Annotated in this window: 19 protein-coding genes and 2 pseudogenes; 7 read left to right on the top strand and 14 right to left on the bottom strand. The window is 69.7% G+C overall.

Features of this window, described 5'->3' with window-relative positions:
- Nucleotides 1–14: 14 nt before the first annotated feature.
- Nucleotides 15–2,408, top strand: coding sequence for an Rv0361 family membrane protein (locus NV348_RS13745; RefSeq protein ID WP_447147291.1), 2,394 nt, complete (start codon nucleotides 15–17; stop codon nucleotides 2,406–2,408).
- A gap of 99 nt (nucleotides 2,409–2,507) precedes the next feature.
- Complete coding sequence (locus tag NV348_RS13750) at nucleotides 2,508–3,566, top strand: fused (3R)-hydroxyacyl-ACP dehydratase subunits HadA/HadB (protein WP_447147292.1); 1,059 nt, start codon at nucleotides 2,508–2,510, stop codon at nucleotides 3,564–3,566.
- Between the two features lie 140 nt (nucleotides 3,567–3,706).
- On the opposite strand, the gene NV348_RS13755 is transcribed toward NV348_RS13750, so the two are convergent.
- Both NV348_RS13755 and fbaA read right to left on the bottom strand, forming a co-directional pair.
- Nucleotides 3,707–4,825: a BTAD domain-containing putative transcriptional regulator gene (locus NV348_RS13755; RefSeq protein WP_447147293.1), complete on the bottom strand. Its 1,119-nt coding sequence runs from the start codon at nucleotides 4,823–4,825 to the stop codon at nucleotides 3,707–3,709.
- 36 nt (nucleotides 4,826–4,861) lie between these two features.
- Nucleotides 4,862–5,899 (bottom strand): class II fructose-bisphosphate aldolase, encoded by a 1,038-nt coding sequence (fbaA, locus tag NV348_RS13760; protein ID WP_447147294.1) that lies wholly within the window; start codon nucleotides 5,897–5,899, stop codon nucleotides 4,862–4,864.
- A 168-nt stretch (nucleotides 5,900–6,067) separates the two neighbouring features.
- On the opposite strand from fbaA, the gene NV348_RS13765 reads away from it, so the two are divergent.
- The gene (locus tag NV348_RS13765; protein ID WP_447151028.1) at nucleotides 6,068–6,730 is read left to right on the top strand and encodes a DedA family protein; all 663 of its coding nucleotides are present in this window, start codon (nucleotides 6,068–6,070) and stop codon (nucleotides 6,728–6,730) included.
- Between the two features lie 4 nt (nucleotides 6,731–6,734).
- Nucleotides 6,735–7,433, top strand: coding sequence for a DedA family protein (locus NV348_RS13770; RefSeq protein ID WP_447147295.1), 699 nt, complete (start codon nucleotides 6,735–6,737; stop codon nucleotides 7,431–7,433).
- Nucleotides 7,434–7,436: 3 nt separating this feature from the next.
- On the opposite strand, the gene NV348_RS13775 is transcribed toward NV348_RS13770, so the two are convergent.
- The 3 genes and pseudogenes from NV348_RS13775 to NV348_RS13785 all read right to left on the bottom strand — a co-directional run bounded on the left by NV348_RS13775 (nucleotide 7,437) and on the right by NV348_RS13785 (nucleotide 9,756).
- Entirely contained in the window at nucleotides 7,437–8,528 is a 1,092-nt protein-coding gene (locus NV348_RS13775) for a glycoside hydrolase family 76 protein (protein WP_447151029.1), read from the bottom strand.
- 200 nt (nucleotides 8,529–8,728) lie between these two features.
- A pseudogene (locus tag NV348_RS13780) lies at nucleotides 8,729–9,413 on the bottom strand (TrmH family RNA methyltransferase).
- A 25-nt stretch (nucleotides 9,414–9,438) separates the two neighbouring features.
- A complete protein-coding gene (locus tag NV348_RS13785; protein WP_447147296.1) occupies nucleotides 9,439–9,756 on the bottom strand; it encodes a DUF4190 domain-containing protein in 318 nt (105 codons plus the stop codon).
- Between the two features lie 84 nt (nucleotides 9,757–9,840).
- Here NV348_RS13785 and NV348_RS13790 point away from each other — a divergent pair, with 84 nt between their 5' ends.
- The gene (locus tag NV348_RS13790) at nucleotides 9,841–10,311 is read left to right on the top strand and encodes a hypothetical protein (protein ID WP_447147297.1); all 471 of its coding nucleotides are present in this window, start codon (nucleotides 9,841–9,843) and stop codon (nucleotides 10,309–10,311) included.
- Nucleotides 10,312–10,389: 78 nt separating this feature from the next.
- On the opposite strand, the gene NV348_RS13795 is transcribed toward NV348_RS13790, so the two are convergent.
- From NV348_RS13795 to clpB, 8 genes are all read right to left on the bottom strand, one after another.
- Entirely contained in the window at nucleotides 10,390–11,328 is a 939-nt protein-coding gene (locus NV348_RS13795; RefSeq protein ID WP_447147298.1) for an alpha/beta fold hydrolase, read from the bottom strand.
- Between the two features lie 68 nt (nucleotides 11,329–11,396).
- Nucleotides 11,397–12,095, bottom strand: a complete 699-nt coding sequence (locus tag NV348_RS13800) for a lysoplasmalogenase family protein (RefSeq protein ID WP_447147299.1) — start codon at nucleotides 12,093–12,095, stop codon at nucleotides 11,397–11,399.
- Nucleotide 12,096: 1 nt separating this feature from the next.
- Entirely contained in the window at nucleotides 12,097–13,155 is a 1,059-nt protein-coding gene (locus tag NV348_RS13805; RefSeq protein ID WP_447147300.1) for a beta-ketoacyl-ACP synthase 3, read from the bottom strand.
- Between the two features lie 68 nt (nucleotides 13,156–13,223).
- Complete coding sequence (gene pyrE / locus NV348_RS13810) at nucleotides 13,224–13,787, bottom strand: orotate phosphoribosyltransferase (RefSeq protein WP_019049751.1); 564 nt, start codon at nucleotides 13,785–13,787, stop codon at nucleotides 13,224–13,226.
- Between the two features lie 76 nt (nucleotides 13,788–13,863).
- Nucleotides 13,864–14,622, bottom strand: coding sequence for an SDR family NAD(P)-dependent oxidoreductase (locus tag NV348_RS13815; protein ID WP_447151030.1), 759 nt, complete (start codon nucleotides 14,620–14,622; stop codon nucleotides 13,864–13,866).
- Between the two features lie 44 nt (nucleotides 14,623–14,666).
- Nucleotides 14,667–15,800, bottom strand: coding sequence for a TtfA family protein (locus NV348_RS13820; RefSeq protein ID WP_447147301.1), 1,134 nt, complete (start codon nucleotides 15,798–15,800; stop codon nucleotides 14,667–14,669).
- Nucleotides 15,801–15,877: 77 nt separating this feature from the next.
- Nucleotides 15,878–16,663, bottom strand: coding sequence for a DUF5666 domain-containing protein (locus tag NV348_RS13825; RefSeq protein ID WP_447147302.1), 786 nt, complete (start codon nucleotides 16,661–16,663; stop codon nucleotides 15,878–15,880).
- A gap of 62 nt (nucleotides 16,664–16,725) precedes the next feature.
- A complete protein-coding gene (gene clpB / locus NV348_RS13830; protein ID WP_447147303.1) occupies nucleotides 16,726–19,299 on the bottom strand; it encodes an ATP-dependent chaperone ClpB in 2,574 nt (857 codons plus the stop codon).
- A gap of 335 nt (nucleotides 19,300–19,634) precedes the next feature.
- Between clpB and NV348_RS13835 the strand changes: the two are divergent.
- Nucleotides 19,635–19,793, top strand: a pseudogene (locus NV348_RS13835) (alcohol dehydrogenase catalytic domain-containing protein); the annotation flags it as partial.
- A 352-nt stretch (nucleotides 19,794–20,145) separates the two neighbouring features.
- Complete coding sequence (locus NV348_RS13840; RefSeq protein WP_447147304.1) at nucleotides 20,146–20,496, top strand: zinc-binding dehydrogenase; 351 nt, start codon at nucleotides 20,146–20,148, stop codon at nucleotides 20,494–20,496.
- Nucleotides 20,497–20,967: 471 nt separating this feature from the next.
- Here the strand turns inward: NV348_RS13840 and NV348_RS13845 are convergent, their stop codons facing one another.
- Nucleotides 20,968–21,252: a hypothetical protein gene (locus tag NV348_RS13845; RefSeq protein ID WP_447151226.1), complete on the bottom strand. Its 285-nt coding sequence runs from the start codon at nucleotides 21,250–21,252 to the stop codon at nucleotides 20,968–20,970.
- Between the last annotated feature and the right edge of the window lie 14 nt (nucleotides 21,253–21,266).

Raw genomic sequence — 21,266 nt, forward strand, 5'->3', positions numbered from 1 at the left:
AGGGTGGACCCGGCGTGCCGACGAGCCGTCCCACCGACGGGCCCACCGGCCGTCCGGGCAGCGCTCCCGGCAGCGCGAGCGCCCAGGGTGGGCCCGGTGCGCCCATCGGCAGGCCGGGCAGTGTTCCTGGCGGCCAACAGAATTCAGCCCCCGGCGGGCCACGAGTTCCCGGCGGTCCCGGCACACCGCCGCTCGCGGGCCATCCCGGCGGACAACGTCCCGGGGGCCTCGGCGGGCAGCAGGCCTCCGGCCCCGGCAACACGCTGGGTGGACAGCGCCCCGGCGGACAGCAGGGCCATGGCTCCAGTAACGCACCCGGTACGGACCGCTCCTCCGACCGCGGCGGCCAGCCGGGCTCGGGCCCCGGCGGACAGCAGGGCACCGGCCCGAGCAACGCCCCCGATGGACGGCGCCCCGCAGGTCTGGGCGCGCAGTCGGGCAGCCGACCGGGCAATGCACCTGGCGGACAATCCATTTCGGGTTCGGGCAACGCCGGGGGCGCCCCTGGGCAGCAGTCGCGCGCCGGCTCCGTAGCGGGCGGCGGCGTGCAAAGTGCCGCGCCGCACCGGGACTCGAATGCCGGAGCTTCTCCGCTGGCCGGACTCTCGCAGGGCCTGCCGGGCGGCGATCGCGCGGATCAGACCGGCGCGCAAGCCGCAGGCCGGGGCACCGAGCACCCGCGTGATCTCGCCGGACCGGACGCACCGACCACGGCGATGTCGATCCCGGGCCGGAAACCGACTACCGCCAAGGGTGATTCGGCCGACGACCACACCGTCAAGGTGTCGAGCGCGCAGTCCAAGGCCGCCCAGGCGGACATTTCGACCGCCGAGATGAACCAGGCGGATCGGCCGTCGAAGCCGGAGGCGAAGTCCGGCAAGGCAACCGCCGCAGCGGCAGGCGCCGCCGCAGGCGCAGCCGTCGCTGGAGCCGTCGCCGCGGGCGCACGAGCATCCAACACGGACCAGGCAACGGATGCGTCCACCGACGCCAACGCACCCGAAGGCTCGGCGCAGGCGGGCAGCGGCACCGCAGCCGCAGAAACCACTGGCGCCGATGCCGCGACTTCGGACGCGACGTCGAAGCAACGCACCACGATCGAGCCCGAGGCGACCCAGAGCGGTGGCGCACCAGACGCTGACGCCACGACGGCGACCGATGCCGCCGCAGGCACGCCGGCAGGCGCCGGTGCCGCGGCGGGTGGATCCAGCTCCTCCGCCGGAAGTGTCGACTCGGCAGCAGCTGGCGCCACAGCGGACCCCGCCACTGCGCACCCGGCTGACGCGGCTTCGGCGAGCGACGCGGCTTCGGCGAACGGCACGACTTCCACAAGCGGCACAACTTCGGCAAGCAGCACGACTTCCACAAGCGGCACGGTGGATGCCGATGCGACCGAGAAGTTCCAGACCGGAGCTGGTTCCGGGGCGAAGGGCGCGCAGGGACCGGGTGGCAAGTCCGGTGCGGATGCCGGTCACGCGGGTCGGCTGCCAGGTGCGGCGGCGGCGGGCGCCGCGGCGGCGGGCGCGGCTTCGTTGCAGAAGGGTGAGGTGCCCGGGTCGGAGGATCAGACCATCGCGATGCGGATCGTGAATCCGGCGGACGCGCCGACCACCGCTATGCCGGTGCAGCGGCCGCAGGGGACGGATCGGGTGGTACCGCCCGCGGGTGGCAGGCCGATGTCGCCGCCGCCGAATACGCCCCGCGGGCCCGCGGGGCCACGGCAGGCGGGGCATCAGGGGCCCGCCGGGCCGCACGGGCCGGGGATCGAGGAGACGCAGCCGTCGCCGCCGCGTGGGCCGATCGCGCAGCCCAAGCCCGCGTCGGCGCCGTCGCCGGCCGATATCCAGCCGACACGGCCCGCACAGCAGCTGGCCGAGGGCAAGCGCCAGGTGGCGCCGCCGGACGCGCCGCGACCGGTCGCGCCACCCCAGCGGATCGAGCCTCCGCGGGAAGCGCCCGCCGACAAGCCGGCGCGCTCGAAGCGCTGGTTGCTGGCCGCGGGCGGGGCGGCGGTGCTGGTCATCGCGCTGATCGCGACCGTGGTCGCCCTGATGACCGGCGGGGACAATTCGCCGGAGGGCCAGGTTCGCACCGCGATCGGTGACTACGCCGACGCACTGCGCAGCGGCGACCTGGACAACCTGCGATCGAGCACCTGCGGCCAGCTGCACGACTTCTATCAGGGCATCACCACCGAACAATTCAACGGCGTGCATCAGCTCTCGACCGAGCGCGGTTCCATCCCGGTCGTCGCGAGCGTGGATGCGGTGCGCATCACAGGCGAGACCGCGCTGGCCGAGGCGACCGTCTACACCACGGCGGATCCGTCGAAGCGGACCGCGCGGACCTTCGACCTGCAGCGCACCGACGGCAGCTGGAAGGTCTGCGACCCCGCGGGGACCCCGTAGCAGCGGTGTCGACCCGTCGTAGCGGCAGTTCGTGACCGCTATGACGGGTCACACATAACTGGTCATCCGGTTGGGTACTCGAGTAACATTTTCCGGATCATGAGCAGGGAACAGACAGTGTCGCAGCCGGGCACCGAAGCTGTGGTCCCGGATGCGTCGCTGGTCGGCCAGCGCTTCGGTTTCCGCGATCACTACGAGGTCGGCCGCGAGAAGATCCGAGAATTCGCCAGGGCCGTGCAGAACACGCACCCCGCCCACCACCAGGAAGTCGACGCGCGCAAGCTCGGTTACGACGGCATCATCGCGCCACCGACCTTCGCCTCGGTGATCGGCATGAGCGCCACCAGGGCGCTGCTCGACAGCGTGCTCACCGAGTACGACCTCTCCCAGGTGCTGCAGACCGACCAGGTCTTCGAGATCTACCGGCCGATGCTGGCCGGCGACCGGATCAGGACCGAGATCGAGATCGAGTCGATCCGCCAGTTCGCCGACAACGACTTCGTCAATGTCGGTTTCAAGCTGATCAACCAGGACGACGAGATCGCGGTGCAGGGCACCACCACCATCGTGGCCCGCCGCGGTGTCGAGGTGGACCCGAACATCGTCGAGGCCGTCGAGAACATCAGCATGCACGCGCGCCCGGCCACTATCGCCGGCGTCGAGACCGACGACATCCTGATCCGCCACACCGGCCCCGCGCCCGCCACCCCGGAACGCGAGTTCGCACCGGTCAACACCGTCCCCGAGTTCGGCTCGGTGGCCAAGGGCGACGAACTGCCCGCAGGCACCGCCAAGGTGACCCGCGGCGACCTGGCCAACTACGCCGGTGTCTCCGGCGACCCGAACCCGATCCACTTCAGCGATCGCGCCGCCGAACTGGCCGGCCTGCCGACGGTCGTGGCCCACGGCCTGCTCACCATGGGCCTGGCCGCCCAGTACCTGAGCGACTGGCTCGGCGACCCGACCGCCATCGCGAAGCTGGCCGTGCGTTTCTCCGGTTTCGTCCCGGTACCGCCTGCCGCGGCGGGCGTCATCGAGTTCTCCGGCAAGGTCAAGTCGGTCGATCCGGAGCGACGTGGCGCCACCATCCTGCTGAGCGGAGTCTCCGAGGGCCGCAAGCTCTTCGGCCGCGCGGTCGCCGAAGTCCGCCTGACATAACCACCTCCCCGCGAATTCTGGCCGGGCTCAGGTGGGTGTCGTCCTGGGCTGGCGGCCGGCGGTACGTGCGGGGATGAGCTAGCCCGTTCCCGGCGAGTTACCCATGTGCTTGCGAGATACGTGGGTAGTTCGCCGGGCTTTTACGAGACGGCGATGAAGGTCAGTATTGTCGCGCCGATGCGGATGAGGTCGCCGTCGGCGAGTAGCGCGCCGCTGTCGATCGGTACCTCGTTGACATAGACGCCGTTGGCCGAGTGCAGGTCCTTGATCAGCAGGCCGGCGCGGCTGGGCATGATGTGGGCGTGGTAGCGGCTGGCCTTCGGGTCGTCGAGGACCAGCTCGTTGTCGGTCATCCGCCCGATCCGCAAGCCCCCGTGGGGAATCGGGATGGTGCGGCCGTCGGCGAAGCGCAGGTTGCCGTTGCGGATCGAACGCGGCACCTCGGTGACCGTCTCGGTCATCGCCGCCGCGAGCTGCTCGGAGCGCTTGGCCTCCACCACATTCAGCGGCTCCTGCCGCAGCACCCGCTGTTCCAGCTCGATCAGCGCGGCACCGGGATCGATGCCGAGTTCCTCGGCCAGCACATTGCGCACCCGGCGGCAGGCCTCCAGCGCGTCGGCCTGGCGGCCGGACAGGTAGAGCGCGGTGATCAGCTGACCCCACAGCGGCTCGCGCAGCGGGTGCTCGTTGGTCATCGAGACCAGCTCACCGATCACCGAAGACGCCCGCCCACAGGCGATTTCGGCGTCGACACGGGCGGAGACGGCCAGCAGCCGCTCCTCGTCCATCGCCGTGGCGAAACCGTCGGCGAACTGCAGACCGGCCAGGTCGGCCAGCGCGCGTCCGGACCACTCCCGCAGCGCGACGCCGAACAGGTTGGCCGCGCCCGGGTGATCGCCCACTTCCAGGCAGCGGGACCCGGCCTCGCGCGCGTTCTCGAACCGACCGAGATCGCAGGCGGTGTCCGGGATTTCGAGCCGATAGCCCGCGCCCTCGGTGCGCAGGACCTGAGCCGAGTCGATGCCCGCGTTGCGCAGGGCCTTGCGGATGTTCGAGACGAACACCTGCAGGCTGGCGGCGTAGGAGTCCGGCGGATCCTCGTTCCAGACCATCTCGGCCAGCACGGCAGAAGACACCGCGCGCCGTCGGTTGACGGTGAGCGCGGCTAGCAGAGCGCGCGGCTTGGGCCCGCCGACCGCCACCGGCTCACCGCCGACCAGCAGTCGAACGGGCCCGAGCACACGGACATCAAGACTCATGAGCTCGGGCCCCGTTTGATTGTCGCGAAAGGCCGATCAGGAACCGCTGACGGAACGACCGGCCGACTTCAGGTCGTTGCAGGCCTCGACGACGCGCGCGGCCATCGAGGTCTCGGCCTTCTTCAGGTAGCTGCGCGGGTCGTAGACCTTCTTGTTGCCGACCTCACCGTCGATCTTCAGCACGCCGTCGTAGTTGGCGAACATGTGACCGGCGACCGGGCGGGTGAAGGCGTACTGGGTGTCGGTGTCGACGTTCATCTTCACGACGCCGTAGCGCAGCGAGTCCTCGATCTCGGACTTCAGCGAGCCCGAACCACCGTGGAAGACGAAGTCGAACGGCTGCGAGCCCTCGGGCAGACCCAGCTTGGCGGCCGCGACGCGCTGGCCCTCGGCCAGCACCTCGGGCTTGAGCACCACGTTGCCCGGCTTGTACACACCGTGCACGTTGCCGAAGGTGGCGGCCAGCAGGTACTGGCCGTTCTCGCCCGCGCCGAGCGCCGCGATGGTCTTCTCGAAGTCCTCGGGCGAGGTGTAGAGCTTGTCGTTGATCTCGGCCTCGACGCCGTCCTCTTCGCCGCCGACGACGCCGATCTCGACCTCGAGGATGATGTTGGCCGACTTACAGGCCTTCAGCAGCTCCTGGGCGATCTCGAGGTTCTCGTCGATCGCGATGGCCGAGCCGTCCCACATGTGCGACTGGAACAGCGGATTCAGGCCGGCGTTCACGCGGTCCTGCGAGATCGCGATCAGCGGACGCACGTAGGTGTCCAGCTTGTCCTTGGGGCAGTGGTCGGTGTGCAGCGCGATCGTCACGTCGTACTTCGCGGCGACCACGTGCGCGAACTCGGCCAGCGCCACCGCGCCGGTGACCATGTCCTTCACGCCCAGACCGGAGCCGAACTCGGCGCCACCGGTCGAGAACTGGATGATGCCGTCGCTGCCCGCGTCCGCGAAGCCCTTGATGGCGGCGTTGATCGTCTCCGACGAAGTGCAGTTGATAGCCGGGAATGCGAACGAATGCGCCTTGGCCCGGCCGAGCATCTCGGCGTAGACCTCCGGAGTCGCGATAGGCACAGCAGTGACCTCCGTGTGTGGGGGAGCGAAAAACCAATTCTGTCAGGCGTCAGCCTACTGTGGGCCACTCATGTCACAGATTCGCCCGGTACTGTGGGGGCCGTGACTTTGCTGGCGGTATCCGATGCGGTGACGAACAACCTTGCGTTGACCCAGTTGCTGGACCCGATGTATCTGCTCCAGGAGACCTGGCTCAAGAACGCGGTTCTACCCGCCATCCTGGCGATCGTCTTCATCGAGACCGGTCTGCTGTTCCCGTTGCTGCCCGGTGACTCGCTGCTGTTCACCGGCGGCATGCTCGCCGCGCAGCCGGACCCGCCGGTCTCCATCTGGGTGCTCGTGCCCCTGGTGATCCTGACCGCGTTCGCCGGCGATCAGTGCGCGTACTGGATCGGCCGCCGGATCGGACCGGCGATCTTCCGCAAGGAGGACAGCCGCTTCTTCAAGAAGCAGTACATCACCGAGACGCACGAGTTCTTCGAGAAGCACGGCCCCAAGACCATCATCCTGGCCAGGTTCGTGCCGATCGTGCGCACGTTCATGCCGGTGCTGGCAGGTGTGTCGAAGATGAGCTACCGCAAGTACGTGGCGTTCGACATCGTCGGCGCGGTGCTGTGGGGTGGCGGCGTCACGGTGCTGGGCTACTTCCTCGGCAACGTGCCCTTCATCCGCGACCACATCGAGGGCATCTTCCTGCTGATCGTGTTCGTCTCGATCCTGCCCGCGATCATCACCGTCGGTAAGAAGGTGCTCGACAAGCGTCGCGGTACCGCGCCCACCGAGGACGCGCCCGCCGCCGAGCTGGCCGCTTCGGCGAACGAGATCCGCTGAGCAAGTGACCGCAGTACCGTCGACCCTGGCTCTGGGCAGCTTCGACCCACTGATCTCGGCAGGCCCCGCCGTGGTCTGGACGGTTGTACTCGTCTTCGTCTTCCTCGAATGCGCCTTCATCATCGGGCTGTTCCTGCCCGGTGACTCCATGCTGATCACCGCAGGCATCGTGATGGCCTCGCACGCCAACGGCGAAGCCCAGGTCTGGGCGCTGTCGGTGGGCACCATGATGGCCGCGATCGCGGGTAATCAGGTGGGCTATGTCGTGGGGCAGCGCACCGGGCACCATCTGGTCGCGCGCAAGAACGGCCGCTATATCAACACCAGGAATCTGGCCAAGGTCACCGCGCTGCTGGAGAAACACGGGTTCTTCGCCGTGCTGGTGGCGCGCTGGATTCCCTGGGTCCGCACGCTGTGCCCGATGGTGGCGGGCGCGGCGAAGATGGATCACCGCCGCTACACCGTCGCCAGCACCCTCGGCGCGATTATCTGGGCACCGGTGCTGCTGCTGATCGGCTACTACGCGGGCGAGTTCCTCGAGCAGGTGCCGTGGCTGATGCCCGCGGTGATCGGCACGATGATCGTCGGCCTGATCATCGGCACGATCCTGGGCCTGCGCCACTACCGGCAGGAGATGGCCAAGCCGGCCGAGGACTTCGATGTCGACCTGGCGCCCAGCGCCGTCGGCGAGGCCGAGCGCTGACGCTCACAACCCGGCCGCGGTGACCTGGTAGGCGGCTTCCATCAGCATCCAGCCGGACAGCTGCACCGACAGGTCGCGTTCCGGCACGACCGAGGCCGTCACGGAACCGCCCGCCGTGAACTTGCCCGCACCGGCCGTGCCGCCGGGTAAGCGCGCGGGCTTGCTCCAGTCGTGGCCGAACAGCGGCTCCCCCTCGACATCGAGGCGGTTGGCCCAGGCCGCGGTGGCCGACGCCTTCACGATGGCCGCCGCGGTACGCCGATCGATCTCCTGCTGCTTGCCCTCGCCGGGCAGCATCAGGGCGACGACCGCCAGGTAGCGGGCGAGGATGCCGTTGAACAGACCACCGTCGCCACCACCACCACCGGAGATCACCAGGCGGGTGGTCATGTGCTCCTCGACGGCGGCCAGCAGGCGGCTGACCCGCGCGATGTGCCGCTCGTCGTCGTCGATGTGCACGGCCAGCTCGGTCTCCAAACCGAGCACGACGCCCTGGCAGTAGCTGAACACCGGCCGCTCGATCTCCCCGGACGGCAGGTGGATGCCGTCGAGGATCAGGCCGGACTCGGGATCGCGCAGAGTGGCGTCGATCCAGTCGGCCATCTCCTGTGCGCGCTCGACCCGGCCCAGACGCAGCAGCGCGATGCCCGCCGGGCCGTTGGCGGGCGCGTTGAAGAAGTCCGAGCGGACCCGCCACGGGATGCCGCCGCCGGTGTCCGGGTCCCAGGCGCCGTAGAGCTGTTGTTCCAGCGCGACCAGGCCGCGGCGGGCCGTGGTCAGCTCCTGGGTGCGCTCGGCGCGTTCCAGCGCGATCGCGAGCCAGGCCATGTCGTCGTAGTAGCGGTTGGTCCAGCCGGTGATGTTGCGCAGGCGGATGGCCCGGGCGATCGCGCCGATCCGCCTGCGCCGCGCGGGGGTGGGCACCCGGTTGGCGGCGTCGACCGCGATGTCGAGCAGATGGGCCTGCCACCAGAAGTGCCAGCCGGCGAAGGCGCGTTCGCGCCGGGTGGCCGGCCAGCCGACGACACCCAATTCCGTTCCGGGACAACCCCACAGCATGCGCAGATGCCGCGAGAGGATCGCGGACTCGGCCATGTCGGCACGCTCGGACCACAACGCCGGTGTCGGCACGGTTCCGGCGCGATCAGTGGGCTGTGGGCGCCGGCCGCTGCGCGAGGTCATAGGACCATGGTGCCAGTTGCCGCCCGGTTTCCGCGCCCGTTCTGTTACCGATTCGAGGCTGATTCGATCACAACCGGGCCGATGCACACATCATGACGGTCAGGAACCGACCGCTACCAGGCCAGCGAGAGGTCGGCGTGCTGCCGGATCCAGGCGTGCATGGCGATCCCGGCGGCGACGCCGGCGTTGATGCTGCGCGTCGAACCGAACTGGGCGATCGAGACCGTCAGCGCCGCAGCGTCTTTCGCGTCGTCGCTGACCCCGGGGCCTTCCTGTCCGAACAGCAGCAGGCAGTCGCGGGGCAGTTGCGCGGTCTCCAACGGGACCGCGCCGGGCACGTTGTCGACCGCGACGACGGTCAGTCCCTCGGCGGCGGCGAATTCGCGCAGCTCGGCCAGGTCGCTGTGGTGCACCAGGTGCTGATAGCGGTCGGTGACCATGGCGCCGCGCCGGTTCCACCGCCGCCCGGCCGACGATGTGCACCGCGGCCGCGGCGAAGGCGTTGGCGGTACGGACCACGGTGCCGATATTGGCGTCGTGGCCGAAGTTCTCGATGGCCACGTGGAAGGGGAAGCGGCGCGCGTCGATGTCGGCAACGATCGCCTCGCGGGTCCAGTAGCGGTACGCGTCGACGACATTGCGCCGGTCACCCTCGGCGAGCAGCACCGGGTCGTAGCGCTCGTCGGTGGGCACCGGGGTGCCGTATTCCTGCTCCCAGGGCCCGAGCCCGTGCGGATGCTCGCCCCATTCGGTCGGACCGGCGACCTCGACCTCGGGCGATGGCACTGACTCGTTCACCCGGAGAATGCTAGGTGGGCCCCGGCTACGCCGAAGATTCGGCTGCCCCCACGATGACGAGCACCACCACACTGGCCACACCGATGAGCAGCGACACCGCGAGCACCACGGAACCGACGATCCCCATGATGTAGCCGGCGTAGGCCTGCGAACGGCCACCGACCCGGCCCTGCGACGCGTCGATCTCGCCGAGCACGGTGCGGCCCTTCGCCCAGGCGAACGGCGCGAGAACGCCGCACAGCGCGAGGCCGAGGATGCCGAGGATCAGCACTGTCGTCGCCTGCGGATGATCCGGCGGCGGCCCGTAGCCGGGATATCCCTGGGGCGGGGGCGGAGTACTCATGCGCGAATCGTAATCGCGGACGCCCCGAACCGGGCGGTGACGCGACCTATCCTGGAGGCGTAGGGCTCACGGGTGGTTGTCGGTATGGAGCACACGCGCATTGTTCAGGCGCTGAGCTGCGTCGTCGCGATGTATCTCGTCGCGCTCGCGGTCTGGCTCGGCTGGCTCGCCCCGCACACGCCGCCGGGGACGATGCCCTATCAGGTCCTCATCATGGTCGGGTTGTTCGGTTCCGGCGCGGGCATCGCCATGGCGATCGCCTCGATGCCGACCAGGGCCGACCGCAGGCTGCGCAGGCACGGGCTGGAGGGCTGGGCGCGCATCGACGGCATGCGTTCGCTGGCGCGCACCGACCATTCCAGCGAGCTCACCGAATTCGATGTGGAGCTGACCGTGCCAGGGTCCGACACCTATCACGGAAAGATCGTGGTCGACGTGATGCCGGTGGACAAACCGCGGATGACGATCGGGCAGACCATCCCGATCCGCGTCGACCCGGCGAACCGGGACCGCATCATGCTGCTGCCGCCTCCCCGCGGTTCCGGCCAGACCTAGGATGGCCGGCTGAGCAGGCGGCTGCCCGTCGGCGTGCGGACGGGTCAGCCCGTGCCCGCCGGGTTGTGGCGTTGCCGATCAGCCAGGAGCCGCGTCCAGCGCCGGCAAACCGACGATCGGCTTTCCGCGACGCAGGGTTCGCTGCCAGCGTTGGGGGTCGAAGACGGCAGGCTCGGTGCTGTCGATGAAGGCACGGATCAGTTTCACGAAACGGTCCGGGTCGTAGTGGTGCGGGAAATGTCCTGCGCCGTCGAAGATCTCGAGCATCGAGCCGGGGAACGCGCGGTGTGCGCGTTCGGCGTGGCCGGAGGGGATGACGGTGTCGCGGGTGCCGCCGATGATGAGTGTCGGCAGGTGGGCGGCCAGGTAGCCGCGGTCGAGCATGGTGATGGACTGGCCGCGCCGGTCGGCGGCAGCGCGGATCGTGCGTAAGAACGCGTTGCGCGCGTCGGTGTCGGACAGCTGGCCGTAGAGGCCGAGCACGTAGTCGACGTCCGGGCCGAGACCGAGCCCGCCCAGTCCGTTGACCACCGGAATCGCCGCGCGCACGACGGTGCGCACCGGCCAGCTGGTCACCGCCATCAGCCCGGGACCCGCGCCGGGCAGGGTGGCCAGCCGGAACGCGGGATGCACCCCCGCGCCCATCCCCGCCGGACAGACCAGCGCGAGCCGCTCCACCTTCTCCGGGAACTGGTAGGCGAACTGCATCGCCACCCCACCGCCGAGCGAGTGCCCGACCACGGTGACCCGCTCGATGCCGAGCACGCTGAGCAGGTCACGCATGCCGTTCGCGTAGGCGGCCACGGCGTAGTCGGCGCGCGGCTTGTCCGATTCACCGTGGCCGAGCAGGTCGGGCGCGAGCACGGTGAAGTGTTCGGCGAGCGCGTCGAACACCGGCAACCACGTCCCCGAGCTATCGGAGATGCCGTGGATGAGCAACAGCGGTGGCCCCGACCCCGCCATCCGGAACGCGCGGCGATAGCCGTGCACCTCGATGAACTGCACTTCCCCGGTCATCTTCGAAGCGTGCGCGGCGGGTGTTGCCGCCGGAGGACACCCAGGTAAGCGCTGTGTGACAGGGAGTATCAGGCACCGCGCCGAGGCGTGCCCACCGCCGGATCGGTCAGCAGATACTGCGCCGCCGCATAGGTCGCCAGGATGACGCCCTCGCTGATCCGGCGGGTCCGGTCGTCTTGCGCGAACAGGCGACGCAGCACGATCAGACCGTCCGAGACCGTGAACAGCAGCGCGCCGACGCCCAGCCTGCTGCGTGGGTCGCCGTTGGGGATGTTCAGCCCGGCGATGTTCCGCGCGCCCGGCGCGAGCGCGGGGTCGGAGGCCAGCGTCGCGGCGGTGCCGAGCGTGGCACCGTAGGCGGTCAACGGCACGGCGAGCACCGGGGCCTTGGCCTTCAGCAATCCGGCCGCGCCCGCCCAGGCCACCAGCCGGGGCGCGGCGATCGCGGCCCGCGGCCTGGCGCCGCGCCGCCACCACAGCAGCGAGTAGCCGGTCTGCATGACGGCGAACGAGGACGCGCCCGCGATCAGGCGCTTGTCGTCGTCCGGGTCGATCAGCAGCACGTCACCGACGGTGGCCGCGGCCAGCGAACCGAGCAGGATCCGGCGTTCGGCCGGGTCGAGCTCGACACCGCTGGTGACGGTGTCGGCCGCCAGCAGCGGCATCAGCAGCGGCTTGGTCAGCCATTGCAGCCGTTCGCGACCGGTGACGGCACCGAAGACGGTGACCGCCGCCGCCGCGAGATATCCGGCGCGCAGCGCTCGCACGTCAGAAGCTCGTTTCCTTCGGGGCGGGCGGCAGGGTGACGACCTGGCCCGCGTAGCTCAACCCGGCGCCGAAGGCGAGCAGCAGTGCCAGCTGACCACCCTTCGCCTTGCCGGTGACCAGCATCTCCTCCATCGCCAGCGGGATCGAGGCGGCCGAGGTGTTGCCGGTGTTCTCGATGTCGTTGGCCATCGGGATGCCCTCGGCCAAGCCGAGGTTCTTCTTCATCAGTTCGTTGATCCGCGCGTTGGCCTGGTGCGGGATGAACACCTCGATGTCCTCCTTGGCCACGCCGGAGGCGTCCAGTGCCGCCGACAGCGCGCGCGGCAGCGTCACCGCGGCCCAGCGGAAGACCTTGGGGCCCGCCATGCGCAGCGACATCCGGCCGATCGGCTCGACCTCGGGGTCGGCGCCCTGCATGGCCTGGGCCTTGTTCATGTACGCGAGGAAGTCGACGTCCTGGGCGATGGCTTCGGCGTTCTCGCCGTCGCTGCCCCACACGGTCGGCGAGATGCCGTTCTCCTCGGCCGGGCCGACCACCACGGCGCCCGCGCCGTCACCGAAGATCATCGCGGTGCCGCGGTCGGTCGGGTCGAGACCGACGGTCATCGTCTCGGCACCGATCACCAGCACGTAATCGGCCGAACCGGCCCGGATCAGGTCGGCGGCGACACCGAGGCCGTACCCGAAGCCGCCGCAGCCGGACGTGAGATCGAAGGCGGGCACGCCGTTGAGGCCGAGGTCGGAGGCCACCGACGGCGCGCCGTGCGGGGTGAGCTTGAGCCAGCTCGAGGTGCACAGGATGACCGCGCCGATCTGGGTGCGCTCGATCGGAGAGTTCTTCAGCGCGCGGTCACCGGCGGCAGCGGCGATCGACCGGATGGTCTCGTCCCCACTGATCCAGCGGCGGTTGTGGATACCGGTGCGCTCGAAGATCCACTCGGGCGTCGAGTCGAGCTGTTCGCACACTTCAGCATTGCTGACGATGCGCTGCGGTCGGTACGCACCGATCCCGAGCATCGCAACGTTGTCACGACTCTTGTTAACTGCAATGCTCACCACAGGTGACTCACACGTCCTTCAGACTTACCGGACGACCACATCGTCATCCAGGTTTGGCGTTGTTCAGGCTAGCCCAGAGCAAGGTCATCGAGACCGAGGATGGATCGATACTCCAGTCCCTCCGCGGCGATGACCTGGTCAGCACCGGTTTCCCGGTCGACGACGGTGGCGACGCCGACCACGATCGCGCCCGCGTCGCGCAGCGCGCGGACCGCGGTCAGCGGCGAGTTGCCGGTGGTGGTGGTGTCCTCGACGACCAGCACGCGCTTGCCGACGATGTCGGGGCCCTCGATCTGGCGCTGCATACCGTGCGCCTTGGCCGCCTTGCGGACGACGAACGCGTCGATCGGGCGACCCGGCGCGTGCATGACCGCCATCGCGACCGGATCGGCGCCCATGGTGAGTCCACCGACGGCGTCGAAGTCCCAGTCGGCGACCAGTTCGCGCAGCAGCGAACCGATCAGCGGGGCGGCCTGGTGGTGCAACGTCGCGCGGCGCAAGTCGACGTAGTAGTCGGCCTCCTTGCCCGAGGACAGCGTCACCTTGCCGTGCACGACCGCGAGCTCGCGCACGAGCGCGGCCAGCTGGTCGCGATCCGCCTCGGTGAGCGCCTGACGTGCCTGGTCGATCATCGTTTGCGTGTCCTTTCGGTCATGAGCCGGGCCGGTGATAACGCTACGCGCTGCTTGTCGGCCCAGCGCTCATGCCCTAGGTCCGTCCGCGCGCGTTGAAGAGTCCGCGATTGAGGCGGGTCACCAGGGTTCGCGGGACGAAACCCGCCACCGCGGTGAGCACCTTGTACTGCACACCGGGCACGCTGATGACCTTGCCTGATTCCAAGTCGTGCAGGCACCCGTCGACGACCTGGTCGACGTCGAGCCACAGGCGCTGCGGCAGCGAACCCATCTCGATGCCCGCGCGCTCGTGGAACTCGGTGTGCACGAACCCGGGGCACAGCGCCTGGACGCGGACACCGGTGCCCGTCAATCCACCCGCCAGCCCCTCCGAGAAGGATACGACGTAGGCCTTGGAGGCCGAGTAGGTCGACCCCCGTCCGGGGATCAGTCCGGCCACACTCGCGACATTGACGATCGACCCGGAGGCCGCGGCGATCATCGCGGGCAGCGCGGCCCTGCACAGCTGCAGTACCGAGGTGACGTTGACGTCGAGCTGGGCCTGCAGCTCGGCGGGCTCGATGGTCCAGAACTCCCCCGAGTGCGCGAAACCCGCGTTGTTGACGAGGAATTCGAGACCCTGGGCGGCGCGGTCGGCGACCCGGGCGCGGTCCTCGTCGTCGGCGAGGTCGGCGACCAGCACCTCGGCGGAGGTGGCGTAGCGGCGGCCGAGCTCGTCGGCGAGCGCGCGCAGCCGCTCCTCGTTCCTGGCGACGAGCACCAGGTCGTAGCCGAGGCTGGCGAGACGGTGGGCGAAACCCTGGCCGATCCCGGACGTCGGTCCGGTGATCATGGCGACGGGACGGTGCACGCCGGGCAGGCGCACGGGGCTATCGGTCACTTCGGTACCGGCCCCTGGTACGGGCGGAAACCGGGATGGAACGGTCCGCCGGGCTGCCCCGCTTCGGACTCCTCGGCGTGCGGCAGCGGCGGTTCGACGCGCGGACGCGGTTCGGGGACGACGGCCAGCGACGGGCGCTTGGGCGGCTCGCCGAGCGGACGGCGGCCGGGAGCCGGCTGATCCTCGAAGTCGGGATCGTCGAGATCGGGGTCGTAATCGTCGGCGGTGTAGGCGGGCCTGCCCGCCGGGCGACGGCCGTAGTCGTCGGGCTCGGCGGCGGTCTGCGGGGCGGCGCCGCGGGGGCCGAAGCCCGGCTCGTCGCGGTAGCGGTCGTCGGTGTCGAGATCGTCGTCCGGCCCGGGGAACCGGGTGCGGCCGTGGTCGGAGTAGTCCTCGGTGACCGGGCGGCCGGGCGCGAATTCGCTCGGCGCGGGGTCGTCGTCGAAGTCGTCCTCGTCGTAGACCGGCCGCGGGCCCGCGCTCAGCGGCTGGTCGGCATTGCTGCGCGGACGGGTGAACTCGCTCGGTTCGGCGACCGGCGGCAGCACGTGCAGTAGGCCGGACAGGCGCAGCACCGCGTCGATCGCGGTCTCCCAGTCCTTGGCGCCGCTGCCGACGGGCAGCATGCCGAGGGTCCAGTTGCCCTCACTCCACAGCATCTGCACGGTGTCGGTCAGCGACTCGATGAAGCCGACCATCCGCTGATCGACCGCGTGCCTGGCGATCTCGGGATCGGTCGCGAAGACGACCCGGTCACCGATCGCGCCGAGCAGTTCCAGATCGTGGTCCTTCGGCGGCGACGCGGTCTTGAGCCGCATGTCGACGTCGATCTCGGAACCGATCTGCCTGCGCACCGCCACCAGGGTCGCCGCGTCTTCCAGGTCGAAGAGCACGAACTTCTCGCCCTTGCGGATGCCGGAGACCACGTCGACCGCGGAGAGATAGCCGAGCTTGGCCAGCGCGCCACGACGCCAGGTCGAGGCGAGCGCCGGCTCGACCGAAACATAGGTATAGCCCTGGGACTTCGCCCACACCTGGCGGGCGTGCCCGGTCCGCTGTCGCTGGACCCGATCGAAATACAGCAGTACGACCGCACCCACGAGTGCGATCGCCGCTAACCCGAACCACATAGCCGTCATCGTCGCCTAGCCTATCCAGCCGTCGCCGTGATCGCCCGGCAGTGCCGGGCTTTCGACGCGCGGGTCGCTCATCGGGGGCCGCCCGGCAACGCCGTACTGATGATGATCTTGGCGTGGATCGACCCGTCTGGGTTCTTGTCGCCCTGCACCATAACCATGTCGCCGACGGGCAGCTCGCTCGCCTTCGTGCTGGTCAGCGAGATCACCTGGGTGGCATCGTCGATCAGCACCCGAACCGTCGACCCGCCGAGGGTGCTCATGGTGATCTCGGTGCCGGTGTTGGCGGTGATGCTGCCCATCGTGGCGCCGAGATCGTCGCCACCGCCGAGGCCGGGCAGCCCGGGCAGGCCACTCGCGCTGGGCGGCACGACCGGAGTGGTCTGCCTGTTGGTCGGCGGCACCACCACCTGGCTGGTCGTCAGCCCCGAGGCGGTGTTGTCGTCATCGGATGTGTTGCCGCTCAGCACCAGGCCGGCGAGCACGCCGCCGACCGCGATCAACGCGAGCACGCCGAGGCCGAGCGCGATCCACAGACCGGTGTGCCGCTTCGGTGGTTCGCCCTGGTCACCGTCCTGCGGCCGGGGCGGGTAGCCCGGTGGCGGCGCGGCCGGATAGCCCTGGTCGTAGCCGGGGGGCGGCTGGTGCGGTGGCGGTTGCGCTGCGGGATAACCACTTTCGTAGGCGCCCCACTGCGCGTCGTGCGGAGGTAATGCCTGCGTCGGGTTCGACGGCTGCCCCCACTCGTCGAATCCACCGCCTCCGTACGGCTTGGTCGAATCCATGCCCGGCGAACCCAACCGTTCGGTCGGCGAATCCTCCGGGCGTTGCCCCCACGGATCGTTCGGGTTCGTCATGAGCTCCAGCGTAGGTCAGCGCGGTGCGTTGGGAGGTCCCTACGCACCGCGCTGTGGATATTTCACGAGCTGTGGACAGCCTCGCGACCGACGACCAGCTTGTCGGTGGCGTCGTCCACGCTCACCCGCACCGTGTCGCCGTCGACGACCGCGCCGGAGAGCAGTTCCTTGGCCAGGCTGTCGCCGATGGCCTGCTGGATCAGCCTGCGCAGCGGCCGCGCGCCGTAGGCCGGATCGTAACCGCGCACCGCCAGCCACTGCTTGGCCTCGTCGGTGACATCGAGGGTCAGCCGCCGCTGCGCGAGCCGCTTCTGCAGCTGACGCAGGTTGATGTCGACGATCGACTCCAACTGCTCGGCGTCGAGCGAGTGGAACATCACGACGTCGTCGAGCCGGTTGAGGAACTCCGGCTTGAACGCCCGCCGCACCGCTTCCATCACGTGCTCACGATCGCCGCCCGCACCCAGGTTGGAGGTGAGGATGAGGATCGTGTTGCGGAAGTCGACCGTGCGGCCCTGGCTGTCGGTCAGCCTGCCCTCGTCGAGAACCTGCAACAGGATGTCGAAGACATCCGGGTGCGCCTTCTCGATCTCGTCGAACAGGACCACCGAGTACGGCCGCCTGCGCACCGCCTCGGTGAGCTGACCGCCCTGGTCGTAGCCGACATACCCGGGCGGCGCGCCGACCAGGCGAGCCACCGAGTGCTTCTCGCTGTACTCGCTCATGTCGATGCGGACCATGGCGCGCTCGTCGGCGAACAGGAAGTCCGCCAGCGACTTCGCCAGCTCGGTCTTGCCGACACCGGTCGGCCCGACGAACAGGAACGATCCGGTCGGGCGGTTGGGGTCGGCGACCCCGGCCCGCGCCCGGCGCACCGCGTCGGACACCGCCCGCACCGCTTCTTCCTGCCCGACGACGCGCCCGGCGACCTCGGTCTCCATCCGCAGCAGCTTGGCGGTCTCGCCCTCGAGCATCCGGCCGACCGGCACACCCGTCCACGACGACACCACATCGGCGATGTCGTCGGGCGTGACCTCCTCGTTCAGCATCATGTCACCGTCCGGCGCCGCGCCGCTGACCTGCTCGGCCGTGGCGAGCTCCTTCTCCAGCGCGGGGATCCGGCCGTAGCGCAGCTCGGCGGCCTTGCCCAGGTCACCGTCGCGCTCGGCGCGCTCGGACTCACCGCGCAGCGCCTCGAGCTGCTCCTTGAGCCCGCGCACCGAGTCGATCGCGTTCTTCTCGTTCTGCCAGCGCGTGGTGAGCTGGCTGAGCTTCTCGCGGTCGTCGGCGAGTTCGGAGCGCAGCTTCTCCAGCCGCTGCTTGGAGCCCTCGTCGGTCTCCTTCTCCAGCGCGACCTCCTCGATCTCGAGGCGGCGCACGGCCCGCTCCACCTCGTCGATCTCGACCGGGCGGGAGTCGATCTCCATCCGCAGCCGTGAGGCCGACTCGTCGATCAGGTCGATCGCCTTGTCGGGCAGGAACCGGGAGGTGATGTAGCGGTCCGACAGCGTCGCGGCCGCCACCAGCGCGGAATCGGTGATCCGCACGCCGTGGTGCACCTCGTAGCGCTCCTTGATGCCGCGCAGGATGCCGATGGTGTCGGCCACCGACGGCTCACCGACGATGACCTGCTGGAACCGGCGCTCGAGTGCCGCGTCCTTCTCGATGTACTTGCGGTACTCGTCGAGCGTGGTCGCGCCGACCAGGCGCAGTTCACCGCGCGCGAGCAGCGGCTTGATCATGTTGCCCGCGTCCATCGCCGAGTCACCGGTGCCGCCGGCGCCGACGATGGTGTGCAGCTCGTCGATGAAGGTGATGATCTCGCCCGCGCTGTTCTTGATGTCGTCGAGCACGGCCTTGAGCCGCTCCTCGAACTCACCGCGATACTTCGCGCCGGCGACCATCGCGCCCAGGTCGAGCGAGACGACCTTCTTGTTGCGCAACGACTCCGGGACATCGCCCTCGATGATCCGGCGCGCCAGACCCTCCACGATGGCGGTCTTGCCGACGCCGGGCTCGCCGATGAGCACCGGGTTGTTCTTGGTGCGCCGCGACAGCACCTGCACCACGCGGCGGATCTCGGTGTCGCGACCGATCACCGGGTCGAGCTTGCCCGCGCGGGCAAGCTCGGTGAGGTCGGTGGAGTACTTCTCCAGGGCCTGGTAGCTGGCTTCCGGGTCGGGATTGGTGACCCGCGCGCTGCCGCGCACCGTGGTGAAGGCATCACGCAGCGCCTCGGGGCTCGCGCCGTGCCGGTGCAGCAGCTTGGCCACCTCGGAGTCGCCGTCGGCCAGGCCGACCAGCAGATTCTCGGTCGAGACGTACTCGTCGCCGAGCTCGGTGGCCAGTCGCTGCGCGGCGGCCAGGGCGGCCAGCGCCTCGCGGCCGAGCTGCGGTGTGGTGGTCGCACCGGTCGCGCGCGGCAGCCGGTCGGCGATGTCGCCCGCTTCGCGCTCGACTGTCGCCGGGTCGACACCGATCGCCTTCAGCAGCGGGGCGGCGATGCCATCGGTCTGATCCAGCAACGCCACCAGCAAGTGCGCCGGACGGATCTCCGGGTTGCCTGCCGCCGAAGCGGCCTGGAGGGCGGCGGTCAGCGCCGCCTGGGTCTTGGTGGTGGGATTGAACGAGTCCACGGATCTCCTCGGGTAGGTCAGGTATCGACTGGTTCAACGCTCACAAAGTTGAGTCTGTTCCGCTCAACTCCAACTTTTTCCGGCGGGCACCGAATCGGTGTTCACGCTACGCCGCGACACCACCGAAGACGATCAATCACCGCACGTCGCAAGGCTGTCCGCCTAGGATTGCGGTGCCCGGACCACCCGACAAGAGGAGCCGACCGATGCGCGCGATCGTGGTTCAGAAGTTCGGTGCCACTCCCGAACTGGCCGAGGTGCCGGTGCCGGAGCCCGCGCGCGGGGAGGTGCAGGTCGCGCTGGACGCCGCGGGGGTCAATCCCTTCGACCTGAAGATGGCCGACGGCATCCTCGAGGGCAAGATGCCCATCGATTTCCCGATGATCCTCGGCGTCGACGGCGCGGGCACGATTTCGGCGGTCGGCGCAGGCGTGCGCTCGTTCGCCGTCGGCGACCGGGTGGTCGGCAAGTTCCTGACCGCACCCGCCGGGCACGGCAGCTGGGCGCAGTACGCGACCCTGCCCGAGGACGCCACGCTGGTGCCGATTCCCGAGGGCGTCACCTCCGTCACGGCCGCGGCGCTGCCGGTCGCGGGCGTCACCGCCCAGGACCTCGTCGACACCGCGCAGATCCGGCCCGGCCAGACGGTACTGATCGTCGGCGCGACCGGCGGCGTCGGCTCCTTCCTGGTCCAGCTCGCCAATATCGCGGGCGCCCACGTCATCGCCACTGCCCGCGGCGATGCCGCCGACCAGGTCGCCCGCCTCGGCGCCGCGGAAACCATCGACTACACCAAGATCCGCCCCGCCGACCCCAACGTCGTCGACCCCGACCCCGCCACCCACCGTGACTCGAAGCGTCACCGGCGCCGTCCGCTTCACCCACCCCGACGGCATCGACGTCCTCTTCGACCTGGTCAGCAGCCCCACCGACTTCGCCGATCACGCCACCCTCGTCCGCCGCGGCGGCCGCGCCTACTCCACCGTCTGGGCCGCCGACGAGATCGCCCTGCGCGAGCGCGACATCACCGGCGGCAACTTCGAATCCAAAGGCCGCGGACCGGAACTGAGCCGCCTGCTCGCCCGCGTCGCCTCGGGCGACGTGGTGGTCCCCATCGAAGCGACCGTCCCCCTGGAAGCCGTCCCCGCCGTCCTCGGCGCAGGCAGCGCCCGCGGCAAAACCGTCCTGGCCATCTGACCCCCAGCCACCCCTCGCCGGTCACACCGTGGGCACCGCTGGGGTGTAGTCCGTCATCGAGCAACCGGTGACACGCTGATGCCATCCGACGGTTCGCGCGGCAGCACACCGACACAAAGGAATCGACATGAGTCACCACGAGTTCACGCTGGTACTCGATCACACGCCCACCGATGACGAGCTCGATGCGCTGTACGAGGCCGGGCTCGACGACACGACACCGGAGTTCGGGCCGCGCGCCACCCCTGTGCTGCACGTGCATCGCGATGCGGACTCGCTGGCATCGGCCGTCATCAGTGCCGTCGGGCAGACGGAGGCGGCCGGGTTCGCGGAGCACTACGGGATTCCGGACACCACCACGCGGTACGACCGAATCATCGCGGCCGCAGACCATTTTTGGTGCGGGCGCGTCGATTACTGGGTGGCGAGGCCGGGGAACTGGCGGCGCTCGCGAGTTGAGGACCGCTGCGGTCACGGGGCGCGGTATGCGCCAGTGCGGGCCTTGGTTGCGGTAGTGGTGAGGATCGAGGCGAGGGTGGAGTGGAGGCGGGTGGGAGTGGTGGGTTTGGCGATGAAGGTCGATTCGCCGTAGAAGACGTAGCGGCCGTCGTTGGTGAGGTCGTGGAGCTGGAAGTCGTCGCGACCCTCGGTGTGGCGATTGTCGACGCTGGCGTGTGCGTAGACGCCGATGTGGGTGAGGGTGTCGGTGGGTTTGGCGAGGAAGGTTTCGAGTTGTTCTCGGGGGTGGGGTTCCATCGGTCGCGCACGTG

This window comes from Nocardia fodinahabitans, assembly GCF_052983615.1.